This window comes from Kitasatospora sp. NPDC017646 (genome assembly GCF_044329365.1).
In the GTDB taxonomy this organism is placed as follows: Bacteria; Actinomycetota; Actinomycetes; order Streptomycetales; family Streptomycetaceae; genus Kitasatospora.
This window is the reverse complement of the sequence record NZ_JBIRJC010000005.1, coordinates 359,088-378,597: the sequence shown is the minus strand read 5'-3', so window position 1 is coordinate 378,597 and position 19,510 is coordinate 359,088. Positions and strand designations below refer to the sequence as shown.

At 73.2% G+C, this 19,510-nt stretch carries 17 protein-coding genes; 7 read left to right on the top strand and 10 right to left on the bottom strand.

Annotation, left to right across the window (positions count from 1 at the left end):
* Positions 1 to 176: 176 nt before the first annotated feature.
* Positions 177 to 1,016, bottom strand: a complete 840-nt coding sequence (locus ACH4J0_RS11820; protein ID WP_396238809.1) for a class I SAM-dependent methyltransferase — start codon at positions 1,014 to 1,016, stop codon at positions 177 to 179.
* Between the two features lie 152 nt (positions 1,017 to 1,168).
* Entirely contained in the window at positions 1,169 to 1,759 is a 591-nt protein-coding gene (locus tag ACH4J0_RS11815; RefSeq protein WP_396238807.1) for a TetR/AcrR family transcriptional regulator, read from the bottom strand.
* A gap of 70 nt (positions 1,760 to 1,829) precedes the next feature.
* Here ACH4J0_RS11815 and ACH4J0_RS11810 point away from each other — a divergent pair, with 70 nt between their 5' ends.
* A complete protein-coding gene (locus tag ACH4J0_RS11810) occupies positions 1,830 to 2,723 on the top strand; it encodes an NADP-dependent oxidoreductase (protein ID WP_396238805.1) in 894 nt (297 codons plus the stop codon).
* 299 nt (positions 2,724 to 3,022) lie between these two features.
* On the opposite strand, the gene ACH4J0_RS11805 is transcribed toward ACH4J0_RS11810, so the two are convergent.
* Positions 3,023 to 3,817, bottom strand: a complete 795-nt coding sequence (locus ACH4J0_RS11805; RefSeq protein WP_396238965.1) for a spermidine synthase — start codon at positions 3,815 to 3,817, stop codon at positions 3,023 to 3,025.
* A 68-nt stretch (positions 3,818 to 3,885) separates the two neighbouring features.
* A complete protein-coding gene (locus ACH4J0_RS11800) occupies positions 3,886 to 4,857 on the bottom strand; it encodes an alpha/beta hydrolase (protein WP_396238803.1) in 972 nt (323 codons plus the stop codon).
* A 314-nt stretch (positions 4,858 to 5,171) separates the two neighbouring features.
* On the opposite strand from ACH4J0_RS11800, the gene ACH4J0_RS11795 reads away from it, so the two are divergent.
* Positions 5,172 to 6,560, top strand: a complete 1,389-nt coding sequence (locus ACH4J0_RS11795; RefSeq protein WP_396238801.1) for a selenium-binding protein SBP56-related protein — start codon at positions 5,172 to 5,174, stop codon at positions 6,558 to 6,560.
* 55 nt (positions 6,561 to 6,615) lie between these two features.
* Here the strand turns inward: ACH4J0_RS11795 and ACH4J0_RS11790 are convergent, their stop codons facing one another.
* The 4 genes from ACH4J0_RS11790 to ACH4J0_RS11775 all read right to left on the bottom strand — a co-directional run bounded on the left by ACH4J0_RS11790 (position 6,616) and on the right by ACH4J0_RS11775 (position 9,435).
* Entirely contained in the window at positions 6,616 to 7,104 is a 489-nt protein-coding gene (locus tag ACH4J0_RS11790) for a hypothetical protein (RefSeq protein ID WP_396238799.1), read from the bottom strand.
* A gap of 193 nt (positions 7,105 to 7,297) precedes the next feature.
* The gene (locus tag ACH4J0_RS11785; RefSeq protein WP_396238963.1) at positions 7,298 to 7,825 is read right to left on the bottom strand and encodes a DUF6114 domain-containing protein; all 528 of its coding nucleotides are present in this window, start codon (positions 7,823 to 7,825) and stop codon (positions 7,298 to 7,300) included.
* Positions 7,826 to 7,890: 65 nt separating this feature from the next.
* Positions 7,891 to 8,544 carry a DUF6230 family protein gene (locus ACH4J0_RS11780; protein WP_030278729.1) on the bottom strand — a complete coding sequence of 218 codons (654 nt, stop codon included), beginning with the start codon at positions 8,542 to 8,544 and terminating at the stop codon, positions 7,891 to 7,893.
* 138 nt (positions 8,545 to 8,682) lie between these two features.
* Positions 8,683 to 9,435 (bottom strand): TetR/AcrR family transcriptional regulator, encoded by a 753-nt coding sequence (locus ACH4J0_RS11775; RefSeq protein ID WP_396238797.1) that lies wholly within the window; start codon positions 9,433 to 9,435, stop codon positions 8,683 to 8,685.
* A gap of 283 nt (positions 9,436 to 9,718) precedes the next feature.
* Here ACH4J0_RS11775 and ACH4J0_RS11770 point away from each other — a divergent pair, with 283 nt between their 5' ends.
* From ACH4J0_RS11770 to ACH4J0_RS11750, 5 genes are all read left to right on the top strand, one after another.
* Entirely contained in the window at positions 9,719 to 10,390 is a 672-nt protein-coding gene (locus ACH4J0_RS11770; protein WP_396238795.1) for a Tat pathway signal sequence domain protein, read from the top strand.
* 164 nt (positions 10,391 to 10,554) lie between these two features.
* Positions 10,555 to 11,445, top strand: coding sequence for an AAA family ATPase (locus ACH4J0_RS11765; protein ID WP_396238793.1), 891 nt, complete (start codon positions 10,555 to 10,557; stop codon positions 11,443 to 11,445).
* Positions 11,442 to 12,884, top strand: coding sequence for a VWA domain-containing protein (locus ACH4J0_RS11760; protein WP_396238791.1), 1,443 nt, complete (start codon positions 11,442 to 11,444; stop codon positions 12,882 to 12,884). The genes ACH4J0_RS11765 and ACH4J0_RS11760 overlap by 4 nt, the downstream gene beginning before the upstream one ends.
* 440 nt (positions 12,885 to 13,324) lie before the next feature.
* Positions 13,325 to 14,533 carry a sensor histidine kinase gene (locus ACH4J0_RS11755; RefSeq protein WP_396238789.1) on the top strand — a complete coding sequence of 403 codons (1,209 nt, stop codon included), beginning with the start codon at positions 13,325 to 13,327 and terminating at the stop codon, positions 14,531 to 14,533.
* Positions 14,530 to 14,745: a hypothetical protein gene (locus tag ACH4J0_RS11750; RefSeq protein ID WP_396238787.1), complete on the top strand. Its 216-nt coding sequence runs from the start codon at positions 14,530 to 14,532 to the stop codon at positions 14,743 to 14,745. The genes ACH4J0_RS11755 and ACH4J0_RS11750 overlap by 4 nt, the downstream gene beginning before the upstream one ends.
* On the opposite strand, the gene ACH4J0_RS11745 is transcribed toward ACH4J0_RS11750, so the two are convergent.
* Together ACH4J0_RS11745 and ACH4J0_RS11740 are read right to left on the bottom strand one after the other, a co-directional pair.
* Positions 14,742 to 15,710, bottom strand: coding sequence for an alpha/beta fold hydrolase (locus ACH4J0_RS11745; protein ID WP_396238785.1), 969 nt, complete (start codon positions 15,708 to 15,710; stop codon positions 14,742 to 14,744). The two genes, ACH4J0_RS11750 and ACH4J0_RS11745, sit on opposite strands and share 4 nt — an antisense overlap.
* 154 nt (positions 15,711 to 15,864) lie before the next feature.
* On the bottom strand, positions 15,865 to 19,356 hold the full coding sequence (locus ACH4J0_RS11740) for a S8 family serine peptidase (protein ID WP_396238783.1): 3,492 nt from the start codon (positions 19,354 to 19,356) through the stop codon (positions 15,865 to 15,867).
* Between the last annotated feature and the right edge of the window lie 154 nt (positions 19,357 to 19,510).

The following is a 19,510-nucleotide window of genomic DNA, read 5'->3' as shown; positions in this document are numbered from 1 at the left end:
GCTTCGGGCGCCCCGCTGCGTTCTCCGGTCACGACGGGGGCGCGGAACGGCTGACAGCCGCGGCACCGGCGGTTGCGACGCTCGGGGTCGAGGCGGAGGCCAACCTTCTCGGCAAGAGCGTCAGCGAGTGCCGCTGCTCCCGGTGGACCTCCCGCGCGTCGGCCGCCGTCCTCCGTCTACGACCGCTCGAACTGCCCGGCGAAGTCCAGGACTGTGACGGAGAGACGGCGAGTGGCCAGGGGCGGGATGGTCATCGCCAGTGGCAGCAGGGCGCCGAGGAGCCCGCGTCCGCCGGTCGGCCTGACGTCCCGCGCCGCCACCACCGCCGGACCGGCGGTGCGGAGCTTGCCCCGCTCATCCGCGTCCATCGCCCACGGCATCGGCGGCACCCGGTACCCGTGGCCACGCGTCTTCCCCGCCAGGGTGAGTCGGCTGAACCAGCGCGGCACGGAGTCCAGCACGAGCGAGCCCCCCGGGAAGCGCTCCGCGCAACCCGCGATCAGGGACCTCACCCGGGACGGCGGAAGGTACATCAGCAGACCCTGCGCGCTGACCAGCACCTCACGGCCGCGGTCCACCTCGTCGGCCCACCCCAGGTCGGTGGCGTCGGCGGCCAGGTAACGCTGACGCGGGCCGGGCGGCAGCAACTCCTCGCGCAGCGCCACCGAGTCGGGCAGGTCCACGCTCAGCCAGCGGGCGCGCCCGTTGTCGATCCGCCAGTACTGGGTCTCCAGGCCGTCCCCCAGGCAGACCACGGTGCCGCACGGCTCCCGTGCCAGGAAGTCCGCCACCTCGCGGTCGAAGCAGGCCACGCGCAGCGCCTGGAGCTGGGCCTGGACGCCACTGGTACCGAACCGCTCCGAGAAGGGGTAGTCGAGCCGGTCGACCAGCTCGACGGCCTTGGGGTCGTGGAGCACGGCGTCCGGCCGGCGCGCCTCCAGCGCCCGGTGCCACAGCGTCCACAGCGCCGTCTCCGGCACCTGCCCCAACTCCGGCCGTTCCCCGCCGCCGCTCATATCGACTCCTCCGTGGACAACCCCGGCCCGAACCCGCCGATTCTGACACCCGCCTCCCGCCGCCCTTCCCCCCGACGCGCCGGACCCGACTACGGGCCGGTCGTGCCGGTGAAGTTCCCGGCAGGGGTCCCGGTGGGATTCCCGGTGAGGTTTCAGGTGAGGTTCCCGGAGGAGGAGGTGACGGCCCAGGCCGCCTCGATCATCCGGAAGACCTCGTCAAGGGCGGCGTCCGGATCGGGCGCCTCGCGGGCCAGCGAGTAGGCGTCGATCACGAACCTCGCGATCGTCCGGCTCGCCGTCGTGGTCCGGGACAGGCCGGGATCGGCGGCGATGGCCGCTGCCAGCGACTCGGCGTGGCGCAGCCTCATCGACTCCTCGTACTCCCGCAGGGCGGGCGACTCCTCGATCATGCGCCAGATCGGGGCGGCGCCGTCCGCCGTGCAGTGCCGGACCAGGGCCCGGACCTCGCGGCGAAGCGCGGGGATGAGCGGCTCGTTCGGCTCCCGGCCGGTGACGGCCCGGGTGAGGCGCTGCTCGAAGTCGCCGTCCTGCTCGAACACCAGGGCCTCTTTCGAGGCGAAGTGGGAGAAGAGCGTGGTGACGGCCACGTCGGCCTCGGCGGCCACGTCACGGATTCCCACCGCCTCGTACCCCCGTTCCAGAAAGAGCCGGAGGGCGGTGTCGGCGATCTTCTGGCGGGTCGCGGCCTTCTTGCGCTCCCGACGTCCGGGCGGTTCGGTCATGAGCTGACACTAGCAGGTAGGAAACAGGAACAGTTTCAAAACACTAACCGTTAGTGCTACGGTCCACCGCATGAAGAAAGTGAACTTCGCCGAGTTCGGCGGTCCGGACGTTCTGCGCCTCGTGGACGCCGAGGAGCCCCACCCGGGGCCCGGCCTGATACGCATCGCCGTACGGGCGGCGGGCGTGAACCCCGTCGACTGGAGGATCCGTGAGGGCCAGAAGCTGGGGGCCCATCCGACCGAGTTGCCCTCGGGAGTCGGTCTGGACGCCGCCGGGGTGGTGGACCGGGTCGGCGAGGGTGTCGAAGGAGTCGAGGTCGGTGACCACGTGTTCGGCGAAGGCTCCAGCACCTACGCCGAGTTCGCCGTGCTGTCGGCCTGGGCCCGGATGCCCGAAGGCCTGACCTTCGAAGAGGCGGCCGGATACCCCTCCGTGATGGAGACCGCGCTGCGCATCATCCGCGAGGTCGGTGTGCGGCCCGGGCAGACGCTGCTGGTCAGCGGCGCGTCCGGCGGCGTCGGCTCAGCGGTCCTCCAGATCGCCCGCGACCGCGGCATCACGGTGATCGGCACGGCCGGGGCCGCGAACCAGGACTACCTGCGCAGCCTGGGCGCCCTCGCCACGACGTACGGCGAGGGCTGGGTCGAGCGGGTGCGGCGGCTCGGCCAGGTCGACGCGGCCCTCGACCTGGCCGGCTCGGGCGTGATCCGCGCGCTCGTCGACCTGACCGGGGACCCGCAGAAGGTGATCACCATCGCCGACCTCGGCGCACCGGAGCTCGGCGTCCGCTTCTCCGGCGTGGCCGGGAGCGTACCGGCCGCGCTCGCCGTGACCACCGACCTCATCTCGCGCGGCAAGCTGCACATCCCGGTCGAGAAGTCCTACCCGCTCGCCGAGGCCGCGGCGGCGCACATCGACAGCCAAGCCGGCCACAGCCGTGGCCGCCGGGTCATCGTCCCCTGATCCCGAATGACCCCGAACCCCCGAACTCGGGTCGCGACCGGTTCGGGGAGGCCAAGGGCCTCGGCGATGACCGAGGCCCTTGGCCGGGAGACACCCGTCCCGGTGACCGCATGCCTGGACGGCCCACCGGGCCACCGGACTGACCGCACGAGAAGTCGGCCACACCGGCCTCCCGTGCCGAACCCGACCCGTACCCACCGGCACCGTGGGCCCGGCCCGCGAGACGGGACGACCTGCCAGCCGGCGGTGACCCCGCTTCGGAACGCCGGGCCGGATTGGGACGGCGGAGCGCGACCCCCTCAGCCGACGCTGAAGGCGCCGTCCGGCGGGGGCGGGGAGTCGGTGGCTTCCGCGTCCGTGACCGGGGCGGCCCGGCCGACCAGGGCGGACAGCTCCTCGCCCTCGGTGAGCCGGGCCGGGAAGATGTCGCCCGCGAGCAGGCGGGTCAGTTCCGCCGTCGGCAGCGGCGCCGTCGAACCGGCCAGCAGGATGTTGCCGTACCGGCGCCCGCGCAGCACCGGCGCCTCCGCGACCAGGAAGACGTACGGGAACACCGCCCGGACCGTCGCCGCCTGGGCCTTGGCGAAGGCCAGCGGCGGACCGTCAGCCAGGTTGGCGGCGTAGCAGCCGCCGGGGCGCAGGGCGGTCGCGGCCAGCCGCAGGAACTCCACCGAGGTGAGGTGGGCCGGGGTGCGGGAGCCGTGGAAGACGTCCGCGACGACCAGGTCCTGCGAACCGGCCGGGGTGGCGGCCAGCGCCTCCCGGGCGTCGCCGACCGTCGCGGTGATGTCCGTGCCGGGGCCCTGCCAGGGCAGGTGCTCGGCGACCAGGTCGAGCAGCGGCCCGTCCACGTCCACCACCCGCTGGCGAGAGCCGGGACGGGTGGCGGCCAGGTAGCGCGGCATGGTGAGGGCGCCGCCGCCCAGGTGCAGCACGTCCAGCGGACGGCCGGCGGGGGCGAGGGCGTCGGCGAGGTGGCCGATCCGCCGGGTGTACTCGAACTCGAGGTGGGTCGGATCGGCCAGGTCGACGTACGACTGCGGGGTGCCGTCCAGGGTGAGCAGCCAGCCGCCGTCCCGGTCGATGTCCGGCATCAGCTTGGCGAAGCCGAGGTCGGTGTTCCGGCCGACCGGCAACGGGTCGTCCGTCGCCGGCTCGTCCGTCACGCGTTCTCCCCGACCGGCCGGACGTCCAGGTACGCGGCGAGCCAGTGGTCCAGTTCGGCGAACACCTCGGTACGGGCCGCCTCCCCGGAGAGCACCAGGTCGTGCATGCCGCCCTCGATCCGGACGACAGTGACGTGCCGCCCCAGCTTCGGCCCCTGGGCGGAGATGTCGTCGGCCCGCAGCACGGCGTCGGCCTGGTGCAGGCCGTGGTGCCAGGTGGTGGTGGAGATGGACTTCGTCGAGGCCATCAGCAGCACCGGTACGTCGATGCCCAGTCCGCGCCGCAGCTGCCGGTGGCCCTGGTGGATCGCGGACAGCCAGCCCGCGTACAGCGGGAAGCCCTCGGCGGGCTTGAGCCTCAGGTCGAAGTCCCACTCGCCCTTGTGGTCCCGGTGCAGGCTGTGGGTGTAGTGCGGGTTGAGCGAGGAGGGCAGGATCCGGGTCGGCTTCAGCCGCCCGATCGCCGTCACCACCGGGCCGCCGGCGGTCCGCACGACCGCCCCGGCGGGCATCGACAGGAACGGACTGTTCAGGAACAGCCCGTCCACCACGCCCCGCCCGGCCCGGCGCCCCGCCCACAGGGCGCCGACCAGGCCGCCGGTGGAGTGCCCGTTCAGCAGCAGCCGCCGGTGGCCGTCGACCTCCCGGATGATCCGGACCGCCTCGTCGATCTCCTCGTCGTACTCGGCGAGGTCCCGGACGAAGTTCGGCGACTGGTGCGGCCGCAGCGAGCGCCCGTACTTGCGCAGGTCCAGGGCGTAGAAGGAGAACCCCAGCGCGGCGTAGTGGTCGGCCAGGTTGGTCTGGAAGAAGTAGTCGTTGTACCCGTGGATGTACAGCACGGCCCGCTCGGCCCCCGGCACCAGCCGTCGCACCAGGGTCGCGCACACCGCGCCCTCGCCGTCCGGACGCAGCTCGAGCTCCGCCGCCTCGTAGGGGGCACCCAGGATGTCTTCCCGAAACTCCATCTGCCGCCGCACCCGTTCCTCCGCTCCGCCCGCCGCCACGGCGGTGACCACCCGTTCCGCCCCCGACCATACCGGCCGGTAGGTCCGGGGCGCGCGGCAGCGTCCGCGCGGAGCCGCCCCCGACGGCCCGGGTGGCCACGGCCCGGTGGTCGCCGGCTCGGTGGTCGACGGCTCGGTGGTCGACGGTCCGACCGTCTGTCGTGCCCCTGACCAGGGTAGTCGTGCGCGCCTCCCGGCCGCTTCTCGTGCGCCTGCTGTGCGCCGGTGGCCGTGTGGAACGCTGCCCGGACGGACACGGCGAGTTGGGAGAAGAGATGGATTCGTCGCTCTACCGGTCGGCCACCGAGGCGATCGCGGCGCCGCCGGAGACCTTGGCGTACGTGGCCGGGTTCGACCGGTCCGGGGCGCGGCCGGACGCCTTGCTCACCGTCGACACCGATCCCGCGTCGGCGAGCTACGGGAAGGTGCTCAACTTCGCCGAACTGCCGACGCTCGGCGACGAGTTGCACCACTTCGGCTGGAACGCCTGCTCGAGCGCCCTGGCGCACGCCTGCCACGAGAACCCGGAGCGGCGGTTCCTGCTGCTGCCGGGGCTGCGGTCCTCCCGGCTGCACGTGATGGACACCCGTCCCGACCCGGTCCGGCCCCGACTGGTCAGGACGGTGGAGGCCGAGGAGCTTGCGGCGAAGGCGGGTTACTCGCGGCCGCACACCCTGCACTGCGGTCCGGACGGCGTCTTCCTGTCCTGCCTCGGGGCCGGGGACGGCGGCGACGGACCCGGCGGGGTGGCGCTGCTGGACCACACCACCTTCGACGTGCTGCGCCCCTGGGAGACGGAGCGCGGCCCGCAGCACTTCGCCTACGACGTCTGGTGGCACCTCGGGACCGACGTCGGGGTGACCAGCGAGTGGGGTACCCCGTGGATGGTCGAGGACGGGGTGCTGCCCGAGCAGCTGCTCGCCCGCAAGTACGGCCACGCGCTGCACTTCTGGGAGCTGGGCACCGGGCGGCACCTCCAGCGGGTCGACCTCGGGGACCAGTACCAGATGGTGCTGGAGCTGCGTCCGGCGCACGACCCGCAGGCGGAGTGGGGGTTCGCCGGTGTGGTGGTGAACGTCGAGGACCTCTCCTCCTCGGTGTGGCTCTGGTACCGGGAGGGCCCGGCGTTCACCGCGCGCAAGGTGATCGAGATCCCCGCTGAGCCCGCTTCGGCCGATGAACTGCCGCCCGCGCTGCGGCCGTTCGGGGCGGTGCCGCCGCTGGTGACCGACATCAACCTGTCAGTGGACGACCGCTGGCTGTACGTCTCGGCCTGGGGCACCGGCGAGTTGTTCCAGTACGACGTCTCGGACCCGTTCAACCCCCGGCTGGCCTCCTCGGTGCGACTGGGCGGGGTCGCCGCCCGGACGCCGCACCCGGCCGAGCCGGCGCGGCCGCTGAGCGGGGCACCGCAGATGGTGGAGATCAGCCGGGACGGGAAGCGGCTCTACCTCACCAACTCCCTCTACGGCGCCTGGGACGACCAGTTCTACCCGGACGGCATCGAACCCTGGCTGGTCAAGCTGGACGCCGACCCGGTCGCCGGCGGGCTGAGCATCGACGAGCGCTTCTTCCCGCACGGCGCCGACTTCCGGGGGCTGCGAGTCCACCAGACGCACCTGGCGGGCGGGGACGCCTCCTCGGACTCCTACTGCTTCCGGTAGGCGGGGTCATCGCCGAACGGGGTCATCGCCGAGCGGGGTCGTCGCCGAACGGGGGCTACCGCGTGAGCACCTGGTCGAACCGCACCCGCGCCAACGGCAGCCCCACCGCCAGAAGTTCGGACCGCGCCGAGGCGACCATCCCGGCCGGGCCGCTGACGCAGGCCAAGTGCTCGCGCCAGTCCCCGGCGGCGGCGACGATGTCGGCGAGGCGGCCGGCCGTCACCGGTGTGAGCGACAACCAGGGCTTGTGCAGGCCGAGTTCGGAGAGCGCCTGCCAGTCGTAGAGGTCGGGCTCCGCGATCGGGGCGACCAGGTCGAGGTCGCGCCGGATCAGGTGCTGGTCCCCGGCGCCGTCGTAGCCCTCTCGGCCGCCGGAACCGGTGTAGGCGCCGGGCCCGTCATCCAAGGGTGCTGCGGGAGTGAGGAGTTGGCTCCGCAGTCGCATCGCGTGGTGGCGGGCGATCAGGCCGTCGTACTCGGCGGTGGCGGCGCGGCCTTGCTGCTGTTGTCCATGGCCGGCCCAGTCAACTGCCGTCCGCCGCACACGGGAAGGGCCGATGGCCCCCGACGGACCCGGGACCATCGACCCTCCGGGAACCGGCGGAGCGGATCCCGGCCGGTTCCCGGCCCGCGAGGCGGGCAGCCGAAGGCGACGCCCCGCCCGACCGGTGCTCTCCCACCACCGGTCGAGCGGGGCGCCGCCGATGACGCCCGACGGCTGCCGGACCCGGCGGCCGTCAGACCCCTGCCCCCGCCGCCCGGCGCGCGGCACGCCGGTCCTCCCGCCGCTGCCGCCCACGGCGCAGCGGCTGGTCGGGCAGCCACCCGAAGGTCAGGCAGGCGCCGACCACCCCGAGCAGCATCCCGATCAGGAAGCCGCCCAGGTTGGAGGTCACCCAGCTGGCCAGCGAGGCGAGCACCGCGAGGATGGAGTAGAACAGCCGCTGCGTCGGGTTGAACAGGATCAGCAGGCCGCACAGCAGCATCACCGAGGGCACCAGGTACCCCGCCAGGCCCACCAGCGAGATGTGCAGCAGGAGGGGCAGCGGGGCCCACAGCGTGAACAGGACCTCGGCCCCGCCGAGCGTCACCAGCAGCCCGCCCCAGAACGGTCGTCCGCCCCGCCAGTCACGCTTGACCGGGCCCGCGGGGCTCGCGGGCGCAGCGGTCGGAGCGGACGCTTCGGACGCAGCGGGAGCTGCGGCGGGGCCCGCGGCGGAGGCGGTGGCCGCGGCGGGGGTGGCGGCCGTCCCCTGGGCCGTCACCGCCTCGGTCCGCGCCACGTCGCCCTCGCCGGTCGCGGCCGGCTCCGGTACGGACTCCGTCATGCTCAGCAGCCCTTGGAGCTGAAGCTCAGCCGCAGGTTGGGCAGCTTGAACCCGACGGCGGTGCTCGCGTAGTTGTGCTGGTTGAGGTGGGTCAGCTGGACGTGATCGGCCTGCTGACCGAAGACGCCCTTGCCGCCCTTGCCGACGTCGCCGGCCTTGGTGTAGGTGCTGGCGTCGCCGCCGATCTCGATGTTCTTGAACTCCGCGTCGCCGGACAGGAGATCGGAGTCGGTGGTGAGGTCGGAGGCGGACACGGGGGTGCCCTGGTCGCCCGCGTGGATCACCAGGTTGACGCCACCGAGGTCGACGCTCTGGCACAGGTTGGTGATCTCGGCGGTCTTGATCGCCGACACCGCGACCAGCACCTGACCACCGGTGTGCCCCTGGTTGGGGCTGCCGGGGATCATGTGGTCCAGCGAGCCGAACTGGGCGAAGCCGTCGCCGTCGAGCTTGTCGGCGGTGATGGTGAACGGCATGCCGGAGATGGAGAACTGCGCGGCGAGCACGCCCTGGGCGGTGAGGGTCATCAGGATGCCCCCGACCGCGACCGCCGGTACGGCCATCAGGGCGGTGCGCTTGATCCGTACCCGGCCTCTTCTGGTCCCGGTCGGTGTCGGGGTCTCCGCCGCGACGGCGGCGTCCTCGGACATGGCCATGTGTGCTCCCTGTGGATGGAATGGGTGTGCAGGCACTGGCACGTTGCCCTGGCGCGGACAGCGTTGCGCGTCCCGGCCGGGCCGGCGCCGCTCGGCGGCGAGGTGGGTCCGGTCGGGGCGCGATGAGTAACTGGGAAGCTACTGCCCGGTAGTGGCCGGGTCAATACGGGTGCACGAAGGATCTTCACCAATCCTCGACCCGAGCCGCCGGTCCGCCTCGACCGGGCCGAGGAAGGGCGCGAGGCAGAACATGCTCAACACCGGTAGGATTTCAGGCAGTTGATCGGTACGGCCGGAGGCGATCCGCCGGTAGACCGCGCTGTACACACCGCCGACCACCGCGTCCACCATCTCCTGCATCCCGACGCCGCCCGGCAGTTGGGGCACCTCGGCGAAGAAAGCCCGGAAGCGGGTGAGGAGTTGATCGCGCTCGCGCCGACCGGCGGGCCCGACCGCTTCGATCTCGATCACCGCCATGGTCGCGAAGGACGGTGTCCCGGCGAGGAGTTGGAGCATCACCCCGAGCGCCTCGCGGATCCCGGTGCACCAGTCGGACTCGGCCGCGAAGGCCGCCGCCATCCGCCGGATCACCACCCCGGTGCCGAACCGGTGCGCGGCCAGGAAGGCATCCTCCTTTCCGCTGAACAGCTCGTAGAAGACCGGCCTGGTCACCCCCGCCGCCCGGCAGATGTCACTCACCGTCGCGTGCTGGTAGCCGCGTTCGGCCACCGTCCGGACCAGCCCGTCCAGCAGCCGTTCGCGCTGGGTCGCGGCGACCACTCCGGCGGGCTGCCGGCGCGGGCCCGGCTTGATCGACCTGGCCGGATCGCGGCCGGTCCGGGCACCCGGCAGGAGGAGCACGTCGGAACTCCGGAGGTACTTGGGATCCATCACCAACTCCTGTGTCCTGTATTGACATTGACGCAACGCCCGGTTTACAACACTGCCAGGTTTCCAACCGGTCGGTGCGCAGGCCACCACCGGCCGACTCCCACACCGCTGCACTGCACCCAACACCGCCGTACCGCACGAGCGGGCCCGTGGCGCCGGGCCCGCCCGTACTCGCGGTCCGCCGGAGCTCCGGTACGCCATGCACCTCCCCCGCCGTGCATGCCACCACACCCGCACGCGGGGTTTCCCCCACCCGTCCCCCGGGACGGAGAGAGGCACCCTCATGCGCATCCGTCGCACGCTCGCAGCCGCATCCCTCGCCGCCATCGCCCTCACCGGCGCCGCCGTGGCGCCCGCCCAGGCCAACGCCGCCGCCGTCCTGACCCAGGGCAGCGCAAGCGGCCCGGCCATCGCCGTCGGCGACACCCTGGTCGCCAACCTGGCCTCCGGCACCGCCGCCACCTTCACCGACGGCCCCGGCAGCACCAACGGCGTCAGCTGTGCCACCTCGTCGTTCTCCGCCACCGTGACGTCCAACCCGTCCGCTCCCGGCAGCGCCACCGAGCAGCTCAACAGCCAGTCCTTCGACTCCTGCACCTCCAGCGTCTTCGGCGTCATGAGCGTGCAGAGCGTCACCGCCACCAGCCTGCCGTACACCAACACGGTCACCTCCGGCTCCGGCAACAACGTGTCCCTCAGCGGCACCAGCGCCGGCCCGGTGGGCATCACCGTGGTGCTCAACACCCTGCTGGGCACCGTCAGCTGCGTCTACCAGAGCCCCAGCGGCATCACCGGCTCCACCTCGAACAGCGGCAACTCCATCGGCTTCGCCGACCAGGCCGCCACCCTGGTCTCCGGCCCCGGCCTGTGCTTCTCGACCGGCTACTTCAGCGCGACCTACGGCCCGGTCACCGACAGCTCGGCCTCCGGCAACCCGGTCCTGTACGTCAACTGACGCCCCGGACCGGCGGATCCACCGGAGCGGCGTACGGCGGGCAGCAGTCCCGTCGTACGCCGCTCCACCGCGCGAGGGCCCGCGACAAGCAAGTGACCGGCCGGTAGGGTGGCGCCGCGCGGGCCCGACGGACGGGCCCGGCGAACCGGAACGGGGCGCGTCAGATGACCAGCGGCAGCAGCGGGAACGGCGACGGCACCGGCTTCTTCGCCTCGGTGGCGGACACCGCCGAGCGGCTCGCCGGGACCGGCTACCTCGCCTCCACCGCCGTGGCCACCACCGTCTTCCTCGCCGACCGGCTCGGCAAGCCCCTGCTGGTCGAGGGCCCCGCCGGGGTCGGCAAGACCGAACTCGCCAAGGCCGTCGCCGAACTGGGCCGGGCCCGGCTCGTCCGGCTCCAGTGCTACGAGGGCATCGACGAGGCCCGCGCCCTCTACGAGTGGAACCACGCCAAGCAGCTGCTGCGGATCACCGCCGGCCGCGACGAGGGCTGGGACCAGGCCCGCGGCGACATCTTCGGCGAGGAGTTCCTGCTCACCCGCCCGCTGCTCACCGCCATCCGCGGCGAGGAGCCCACGGTGCTGCTGATCGACGAGATGGACAAGGCCGACGTCGAGGTCGAGGCGCTGCTGCTGGAGGTGCTCAGCGACTTCCAGGTGACCGTCCCCGAGCTCGGCACCATCACCGCCAGCCAGCGCCCCTTCGTGCTGCTCACCTCCAACGCGACCCGCGAGCTGTCCGAGGCGCTGCGCCGCCGCTGCCTCTTCCTCCACCTCGACTACCCGGACGCCGAATTGGAGCGACGGATCGTCCGGCTCAAGGTGCCCGGCCTGGACGACACCCTGGCCGCCTCGCTGGTCCGGGTGGTCGGCGCGCTGCGCGCCATGGAACTGCGCAAGGCGCCGTCCGTCGCCGAGACCATCGACTGGGCCCGCACCCTGCTCGCGCTCGGCGCCGCCACCCTGGACGAGGCCGTCGTCCGGGACACCCTCGGCGTGATCCTCAAGCACCGGGACGACGTCCGCAAGGCCGCCCAGAAGCTCACCCTCGCGTGACCGCGGCAGGCCCCGCCGACACCGCCGCCCGGCTGACCGGCCTGGTCCGCGCCCTGCGCGGGCACGGCCTGCGGATCGGCCCGGCCGAGACGGTGGACGCCGCCGCCGTGCTCGACGTGCTCGGCTTCGCCGACCGCGAGCAGATGCGGGCCGGCCTGGCCGCCGCCCTGCTGCGCTCGGACGGCCGGCGCACGGTCTTCGACGCCACCTTCGACCTGTTCTTCCCGCTCGGCGTCGGCACCCCCGAAGCCCTGCGCGCCGACCCGCCGCCCGTACCGGACGACCCCGAGCCGCCCCGCTTCGGCCGCCCCGACCCGCTGCGCGAGCAGCTGCGCGAACGCCTCGCCGCCGCCCTCGCCGCCGACGACCGGGCCGCCCAGGCCCGGCTGGCCGGCGAGGTGGTCGAGGCCTTCGGCCGGTACGGCACCGGCAGCACCCCCGGCTCGGACGGCTGGTCCGCCCACCAGGCGCTCGGCCGCCTCTCCCCGGAGACCCTGCTCGCCCGGATCCTCTCCGCCCTGCGGGAGAGCCCCGGACGGGAAGACCTCTCGGACCGGGACCTCTCCGACCGCGTCCTCGCCGACGAGATCCGCCGCCGCATCCGGGACTTCCGCACCCAGGTCACCGGCGAGGCCCGCCGCCGGGTCGCCGAACTGCGCGGCGCCGAACGGATCGCCGAGCGCGCCGTCGCCCCCACCGCCGACCGGATCGACTTCCTGTACGCCGGCCGCGAGCAGCTCGCCGAACTGCGCCGCACCGTCCACCCGCTGGCCCGCAAACTCGCCACCCGGCTGGCCGCCCGGCGCCGCCGCGCCGCCCGCGGGCAGATCGACCTGCGCCGCACCCTGCGCCGCTCGCTCACCACCGGCGGGGTCCCGCTGCGCCCGGCGTACCGGCTGCGCCGCCCGGCCCGGCCGGAGCTGGTGCTGCTCTGTGACGTGTCCGGCTCGGTGGCGGGCTTCGCCGACTTCACCATGTTGCTGGTCCAGGCGATGGGCGAACAGTTCAGCAAAGTCCGGGTGTTCGCCTTCGTCAACCGCACCGCCGAGGTCACCGACCTGCTGCGGCGCGGCCAGGGCGACCCGGCCGGCCTGGCCGCGCGCATCCTCGCCGAGGCCAAGGTGATGGGCCACCACGGCAACAGCGACTACGGCTCCGCCCTCGGGGAGTTCGCCGACCACCACCTCGACGCCGTCGGCCCGCGCACCTGCGTGCTCGTCCTCGGCGACGCCCGCAACAACCACCGCGACCCCAACCCGGACGCCCTGCGCCGGATCGCCGGCCGGGCCCGGCGGGTCCTCTGGCTCAACCCCGAACAACCCGCGCTCTGGTCGACCGGCGACTCCGCCGCCCCGGCGTACGCGGGCGTCGTGGAGATGCACTCCTGCCGCAACGCCCGCCGCCTCGGCGAACTGATCGCCCGCCTGCTGCCCGTCTAGCTACGGCGTGTCGGGGGCACGTCCGGAGCCCGGCCCCGTTGCGGGACCGGGCCGGATAGGGGCCGAGGCGGTCAGCGGACGCCGATGTGGTCCCGGGCCGGGGCCGGGCCCGGCGCGGGGACGGAGTGGGGAGCCGGGGTGGGGGCGGCGCTCGGGACGGGGAGCAGCGGCCACCAGAGGGAGCGGCCGAGGAGGGCCGCCGCGAACGTCGGCCCCGGTACCGGGAGTTCCCGGCCCGGCTCAAGACCACCAGGCGGAGGGGCGCCGGGGCGTCCGAGCAGCGGACGATCCGCACCCGGGCCGCCACTCCTCCCGCCTGCGGCGGAACCGGGACCGTGGTCCTGGCCCCGCCCCTCCGGGCTCGGCCTCGGGGACCACGTCCTGGCCCGTGGGCCGGTGCCAGAATGGGCGGGTCAGCGCTGATCAGCCAGGAGGACCAGATGAACGGGCACCAGCCCGACAGCCGAACGGAGGGCTCCGTCGCCGGCCTGCCGTGGAGCCGCACCGACGCCCTGGTGACCATCGGTGCAGGTGCGCTCGACCTGCTCGGCTACCTGTTCATCGGCCAGGTGTCCGGCGCCCGCGGCATGACCGTGCCGGGCTTCGCCCTCGTCGTCCTGTCGGGTCTGCCGCTGCTCGCCCGGCGCCGCCGTCCGGTGGCGGTGCTCGCCGCCGTCCTGGTGCTCCAGGCGGCGGACGACCTGGTCGCCCCGATCGGCCCGCACTTCGGCGCCGTCCTGATCGTCGCCCTGTTCTCGGTCGGCCGCAGTCGCGGCGTCCCGGTCACTGTGGCCGCCGTCGCGGTGACGGCCGTGTCCACCACGCTGAGCCAGGGCCGGTTCCACGCCCCGCTCTGGCAGGAGCTCGTCGCCGCCCCGGTCTCCGCCGTCCTGGTGGGCTGCGCCGGCCTCGCGGTCGCGCGCTGGCAGCGCGAGGTGGACGCCAACCGCCGGCTGCTGGCCGACCGCGCGGTGGCCGAGGAACGCCGCCGGATCGCACGGGAGCTGCACGACATCGTGGCCCACCACATCACCACGATGCAGCTGATGGCGGGCGGCGCCCGCGCCAACCTCGGCCAACCCGAGGTGGTCCGGGACGCCCTGGTCACCCTGGAGTCCTCCGGACGGCTGGCGCTGCGCGAGATGCGCCAGCTGCTGAACGTCCTGCGGGCCGGAGACGAACCGGACTCCGCCCCGCCCCTGCCCCAGCCCGGGGCGGAGGAAGTGGTGCGGCTGGTGGACGAGTCCTGCGTGGCCGGGCTGCCGACCGAGCTCGTCGTCGACGGGCCCCGGCGCCCGCTGCCGCCGACCGTCGGCCTGACCGTGTTCCGGATCGTCCAGGAGGGCCTGACCAACGCCCGCAAGTACGCCGGCCCCGCCCGGGCCTCCGTCCGCCTGGAGTACCACCCGGACCGGGTCACCGTCGAGGTCCGGGACGACGGCGGCGGCGCTCCCTCACCGGAGGCCGCACCGGGCGCGGGCCCGGCCGGTTACGGCCTGATCGGCATGCGCGAGCGCGTCGCCCTGCACGGCGGCACCCTGACGACCGGCCCCCGGCCGGACGGCGGCTTCGCCGTGCGGGCCGAACTCCCACTGGGCTACGACGAGTCGGCCGAGGCGGCCGTCCAGCACGGGCAGGCGGTCCGGTGAGCGACACCACCCAGCCTGCCGTCCGCACCGGCGGGGCCGGCGCCGGCCCCGCCATCGAGGTGCTCGGCCAGTCCACGGTGATGGACCACATCACCGGCGTCCTCGGCGAGCCCGACGTCCGGGACCGCGCCCAGGCGGTCGTCGCGGCCTACGAATCCGGCCTGGTCACCGCCCGCGCGGGGACCGGTGGCCAGGCCGGACCGAACGGCTAGCGATCCAGGCTCCCGAGGAAGTCCAGCAGCGCCTCGGTCACCTCGGCCGGGCGCTCCTGCTGGGTCCAGTGCCCGGTCTCCGGCAGCCGGACGTGCCGGTGCAGCCTGGGGGTCAGCTCCTTCAACAGGTGTGCCACCACCTCGGGCGCGATCATCGCGTTCACCAGGTCCTGCTCACCGGTCACGTACAGCGCTGGGACGTCGATCCGCTGACCGGTGAACGCCGTCATCAGCTCGTTGTTCCGGTCGATGTTGCGGTACCAGTTGAGCCCCCCGGTGAAGGCCCGCGCACCGTGCAGGGCGTAGTCGGCCGCGAACGCGTCGAGGTCCGCGTCGGTGAGCCAGTCCGGCAGCCGCTCCGGCTCCGGGACGGTGTCCAGCAGCTTGGCGCCCTCCGGGACGACCCAGGGCCGCGGCTCGCGGCCGGGCTGGGTGCCGCACAGGATGCGGCGCAGGCTGGACTTCACGTCGGCGGCCAACTCGGCGTCGGCGCGGCCCGGTTCCTGGAAGTAGATCTGGTAGAAACCCTCGCCGAAGTTCTCCCGCGCGGCCTCCAGCGTGCCCGGCCCGGCCGGCAGCGGCGGCACGCTCAGCCCGGCGACGCCGCGCACCAGGTCCGGCCGCAGCGCCGCGGTGGCCCAGGCGACCGGCGCGCCCCAGTCGTGCCCGACGACCACGGCCCGCTCCGCGCCGAGCGCGCCGATCAGCGAGGTCACGTCGCCGACCAGGTGCAGCAGGGTGTACTTGTCCGCGTCCTCCGGCTGCGAGCTGCGGGCGTAGCCGCGCTGGTCGGGGGCGACCACCCGGTACCCGGCCGCGGCGAGCGGCGCGAACTGGTGCCGCCAGGAGTACCAGCTCTCCGGGAAGCCGTGCAGCAGCAGGACCAGCGGCCCCTCACCCTGTTCCGCGAGGTGCAGCCGTACGCCGTTCACCTCGACGTGGCTGTGCTCGATCGCCTCGTTCAACTCCCGCTCCCGGTTCGGCCCGACAAGGTCACTTCGTTCCGAACCTGCCCAGTGCCGCGGGTCCGGAACCCCCGGGACGCCGAAGCGGCCGAGGCCGCCCCGGAGTTCCGGGACGGCCTCGGCCTCAGCCTGTCAGTGCTGAACTGATTGAGCGTCAGTTCACCGTGTAGCTGTAGGGGATCGCCGCGAGCACCGAACCGGTGGTGCCGAGGCTGTTGTTGGCGGTCGGCACGAAGGTCGGGCCGGACACCAGGTAGAGCACACCCTTGACCGTGCTGCCCTTCGGGCCGGTCGGGGTGAGGGTCACCTGCAGCGAGCCGGTGGCGCCGGGGGCGACGGTCACCGGGGCGGCGGCCGGGGCCGAGGCGTTGACACCGGAGGCGTACGGGTCACCGGTGCTGGAGCTCAGCGCCGGGTCGAACGCCAGGGTGTGCGCGGTGGCGCTGATGGTGGAGGTGCCCTTCGGCGCGCCGGCGGGGCCGAACGGGCCGATCTGCTGGACGAAGGTGCCCCAGGCACCCGGGACGACCGGCTGCTCGGCGGTGCCCTTGGAGGTGACGACCGAGATGGTCGAGCCGTCCTGGGCCTTCTTCAGGTCACCGAAGAGGTCCGGCGAGGCGGTGGTGGCGCTCAGCTCGATCTGCGCCGGCGTCGAGGACGCCGCCACGGCCTTGAGCTGGTCGGTGCCCGGCGGCACCAGGAAGCTCGGCACCGAGGAGCTGAGGCTCAGCGGCAGGTTGAGGCTGGCCGAGGCACCCTGCGGCACCAGCGGCAGGTCGACGCGCTTGTCGAGGCGGCCGTCGGCCGCGATCGACTGGGTGGCGACCGTGTTGTTGGTGTAGTTCACGTTGACGGTGACCGGCTTGCCGGCCGCCAGCTTGGTCTTGGCGTCGTTCGGCAGACCGGCCGCGGTGGCCTGGTTCTGGTTGAACGCGACGGTGCCGGCGAAGTCCTGCGAGAGCTCCTGGCCGCTGACCGGGCCGAGCACGTTCAGGACGAAGCGCCAGTGGCCCTCGGCCGGGTTGACCGTGGTGGCCGAGACGCCGTTGGTGGTGCCGGTCACGTTGCCCTGGGCGTCGAACAGCGCGTTGCCCTCGATGTCGATCGGGGTGCCGTTCGGGCTGATCAGCGCGCCCTGCATGAGCAGGTTCGCGTCCTTGGCGACGGTGACGCCGACCCGCAGGTCCTTCTGGCCCTTCGGGACGTCGAAGCCGTAGGCGAACATCTGCGTCGGCGAGGAGCCGCGGCCGTTGCCACCGGTGATGGTGCCGGTGAAGGTGCCCTTGCCGTCCTTGACCGGGACGAGGCTGCGCAGCACGACCGGAACGCTGGTGGTGTTGCCGTTCGAGCTGGAGACCACGACGGCCTCGCTGCTGTCGCCGCTGGTCGCCGGGGTGGTGAGCTGGACCTTGAGGGTCTTGGTCTCACCCGGCTTCAGGTCGGTGGTGTTCGGGCTCACCGCGCCGGCCGGGACCGCGCGCTGGGTGGAGGTGCCGAACTGGACGTCGCCGGTGTAACCGGCCTTGCCCGCGGGGGTGTAGAGGACCGCGGTCCACTCGCCGGCGACCGGGCGCGGGACGTCGACCAGGCCGTAGTTGGCCGGGGTGGCGCCGCCCTGCGGACGGGTGTTGGTCTCGAAGCGGCCCGACGGGTCGAGCAGCGTCATGCGGACCACGGGGCCGTTGGTGACCGGGTTCGGGCCGCCGTGCCAGGCGATCGACGCCGCGAGGCGGTCGGCACCGGCCGGAACGGTGAACTTGACCTGCTTCTGCACCCAGTCGACGCCGTTGGTGGCGTACTTGAAGGTGTCGGTCGCGGCCGAGTCCAGCTTGACGGTCTGCTGGTTGGCGGCCTGCGGCGCGAAGCTGCGGGTGGTGGCGCTCACCGACTGGGTCTCGTCACTGGTGTTGGTGACGGAGACGTCGGCGGTGTGGGTCGAGCCCGGGGTGCCGGAGATGTTCACCTGGCCGGTGTTCACCACGACGGTGCGGGCGCCGTCGGTGCCGTCGCCGTCGTCGTAGCCGCGGGCGGCCTCGACCGCGGCCCGGACGTTCAGCAGACCTGCGCCCTGCTCCTCGGCCGGGACGCCGAGGTCGGAGGCGGTGCCGGTGATGAACTTCTTCACCAGCGCCGGGGACGGCGAGTCGCCGCCGTGGGTGTCGCGGTAGGCCTGGATGACCAGGGCCGCGGCACCGGTGACGAACGGGGCCGCCTGGCTGGTGCCACCGAACGACTGGATGTTCGTGGCCTTGCCGTTGAAGTTGGTGCAGTCCGCGAACTTCGAGGTGTCGGCGGTGCACAGCGCCCAGTCCGACTCGCCCGGAGCGACCAGGTCGAGGGTCCGGCCGGCCTGGGTGAAGCCGCCCGAGGACAGCGCGGAGATCCGGCTGTTGCTCCAGGTCCCGTTGGAGAACTTGGAGGCCGCGTAACCGGTCTGCTGGTAGTTCTGGTTGTCCGTCGAGGCGCCGACCGAGATCACGTACGGGTCGGTGGCCGGGGTGCCGATGGTGCCGCTGAGGCCCGCGTCACCGGTGGAGACGGCGACGGTGACACCGGCCTTGACGGCCTGCTCGTTGAAGAGCGCGATGGTGTCGTGGGCGCCGCTGTCCGGGGTGACGTTGCCGCCGAAGGACTCGTTCAGCACGTCCACGTGGGCGACCCGCACCGCGTAGTCGATGGACTGCAGGATCGACGAGTTGGACATCATCTCGCCGCCGGCCTTCAGGGCGACCAGGTCGGCGTCCGGGGCGAGGCCGCGGATGTGGATGTTGCAGCCGGCCGGCAGCGGGTGCGAGGCGTTGACCCACTGCGAGACGTCGTAGGTCTGACGGCCCTGGGCGATGACCGCCGAGGCGTCACCGAAGGCCTCGGCGCCACCGCTCGGCGCGTTCCAGCCCTCACCCGAGAAGTCCTGGTAGTCGACCACGGCGTGCGAACCGTCGGCCCGGACGAAGTCCGGGTTGTTCGGGTCGAGCGCGTCGGCGATGTAGGCGACCTTGACGCCCTTGCCGGTGGCCAGGTTCTCCACGCCGGGGTTGCCGTTGCCGGTGTAGGCGTGCACCGAGTAGAGGCCCTCGGGCTCCAGCAGCGGCTTGGACGGGTCCGAGGGACACACCGTGTTGGTGGCGTTCTCCTGGGAGGCCTGGCCGTTGCTGCCCGTAACGGCCTGCGAAGCGTCGCCGGACTTGCCCGACGGCGCGGCCGCGGTGTCCGCGTCCTTCTTCGCCTTGGCCCCGGCGACCGGGGCGACCTGGACCTGGGTGTCCGCGACGACGGCGGCGACCGCGGGGTCGGCCTGCAGCGAGGCGCGCAGGGCCGGGCTGACCGTCGCCGAGAAGGCGTTGCCGACCACGAAGCTCTTGACGTTGGTGCCGCCGTTGGCCTTGACCTTGTCCAGCAGCGGCGCCTGCGAGCTGGCGGTCTTCTGCTGGCGGGCGCCCAGGTGGCCGTGGTCGGCCGGGGCGTCCGCTATCTGGTCCTTCAGGATCACGATCACCGGCGCCGGCGCCCCGTCCGAGGACGCCGCCTGGGCGTTCTGCGGATCCTGGGCCGGAGCTGCGCTCGCGATGGTCCCGAGGCTCAGGACCATGGACGCGGCGGTGACGGTGACGGCGGCTGCTAGCTGGGTCTTGCGCCAGCCGATCAATGGACATCCTTTCGTCTGATGAGACGTCAGGTTGCACGGCTGAGCGTACCCGGATCCTGGTCGGACGCGTGTGCTCCGGACCGCGCGTCCCGACAGCGGACGCATTCCAGCGCATCCGGCACGACCACGACAAGGGGGTAAATCCCCATCAGAA

Bases quoted from the DNA above. Each gene is read 5' to 3' on its own strand.
- ACH4J0_RS11820 (WP_396238809.1), bottom strand. From the start codon at position 1,016: ATGAGCGGCGGCGGGGAACGGCCGGAGTTGGGGCAGGTGCCGGAGACG.
- ACH4J0_RS11815 (WP_396238807.1), bottom strand. From the start codon at position 1,759: ATGACCGAACCGCCCGGACGTCGGGAGCGCAAGAAGGCCGCGACCCGC.
- ACH4J0_RS11810 (WP_396238805.1), top strand. From the start codon at position 1,830: ATGAAGAAAGTGAACTTCGCCGAGTTCGGCGGTCCGGACGTTCTGCGC.
- ACH4J0_RS11805 (WP_396238965.1), bottom strand. From the start codon at position 3,817: ATGCCGGACATCGACCGGGACGGCGGCTGGCTGCTCACCCTGGACGGC.
- ACH4J0_RS11800 (WP_396238803.1), bottom strand. From the start codon at position 4,857: ATGGAGTTTCGGGAAGACATCCTGGGTGCCCCCTACGAGGCGGCGGAG.
- ACH4J0_RS11795 (WP_396238801.1), top strand. From the start codon at position 5,172: ATGGATTCGTCGCTCTACCGGTCGGCCACCGAGGCGATCGCGGCGCCG.
- ACH4J0_RS11780 (WP_030278729.1), bottom strand. From the start codon at position 8,544: ATGGCCATGTCCGAGGACGCCGCCGTCGCGGCGGAGACCCCGACACCG.
- ACH4J0_RS11775 (WP_396238797.1), bottom strand. From the start codon at position 9,435: ATGGATCCCAAGTACCTCCGGAGTTCCGACGTGCTCCTCCTGCCGGGT.
- ACH4J0_RS11770 (WP_396238795.1), top strand. From the start codon at position 9,719: ATGCGCATCCGTCGCACGCTCGCAGCCGCATCCCTCGCCGCCATCGCC.
- ACH4J0_RS11765 (WP_396238793.1), top strand. From the start codon at position 10,555: ATGACCAGCGGCAGCAGCGGGAACGGCGACGGCACCGGCTTCTTCGCC.
- ACH4J0_RS11755 (WP_396238789.1), top strand. From the start codon at position 13,325: ATGAACGGGCACCAGCCCGACAGCCGAACGGAGGGCTCCGTCGCCGGC.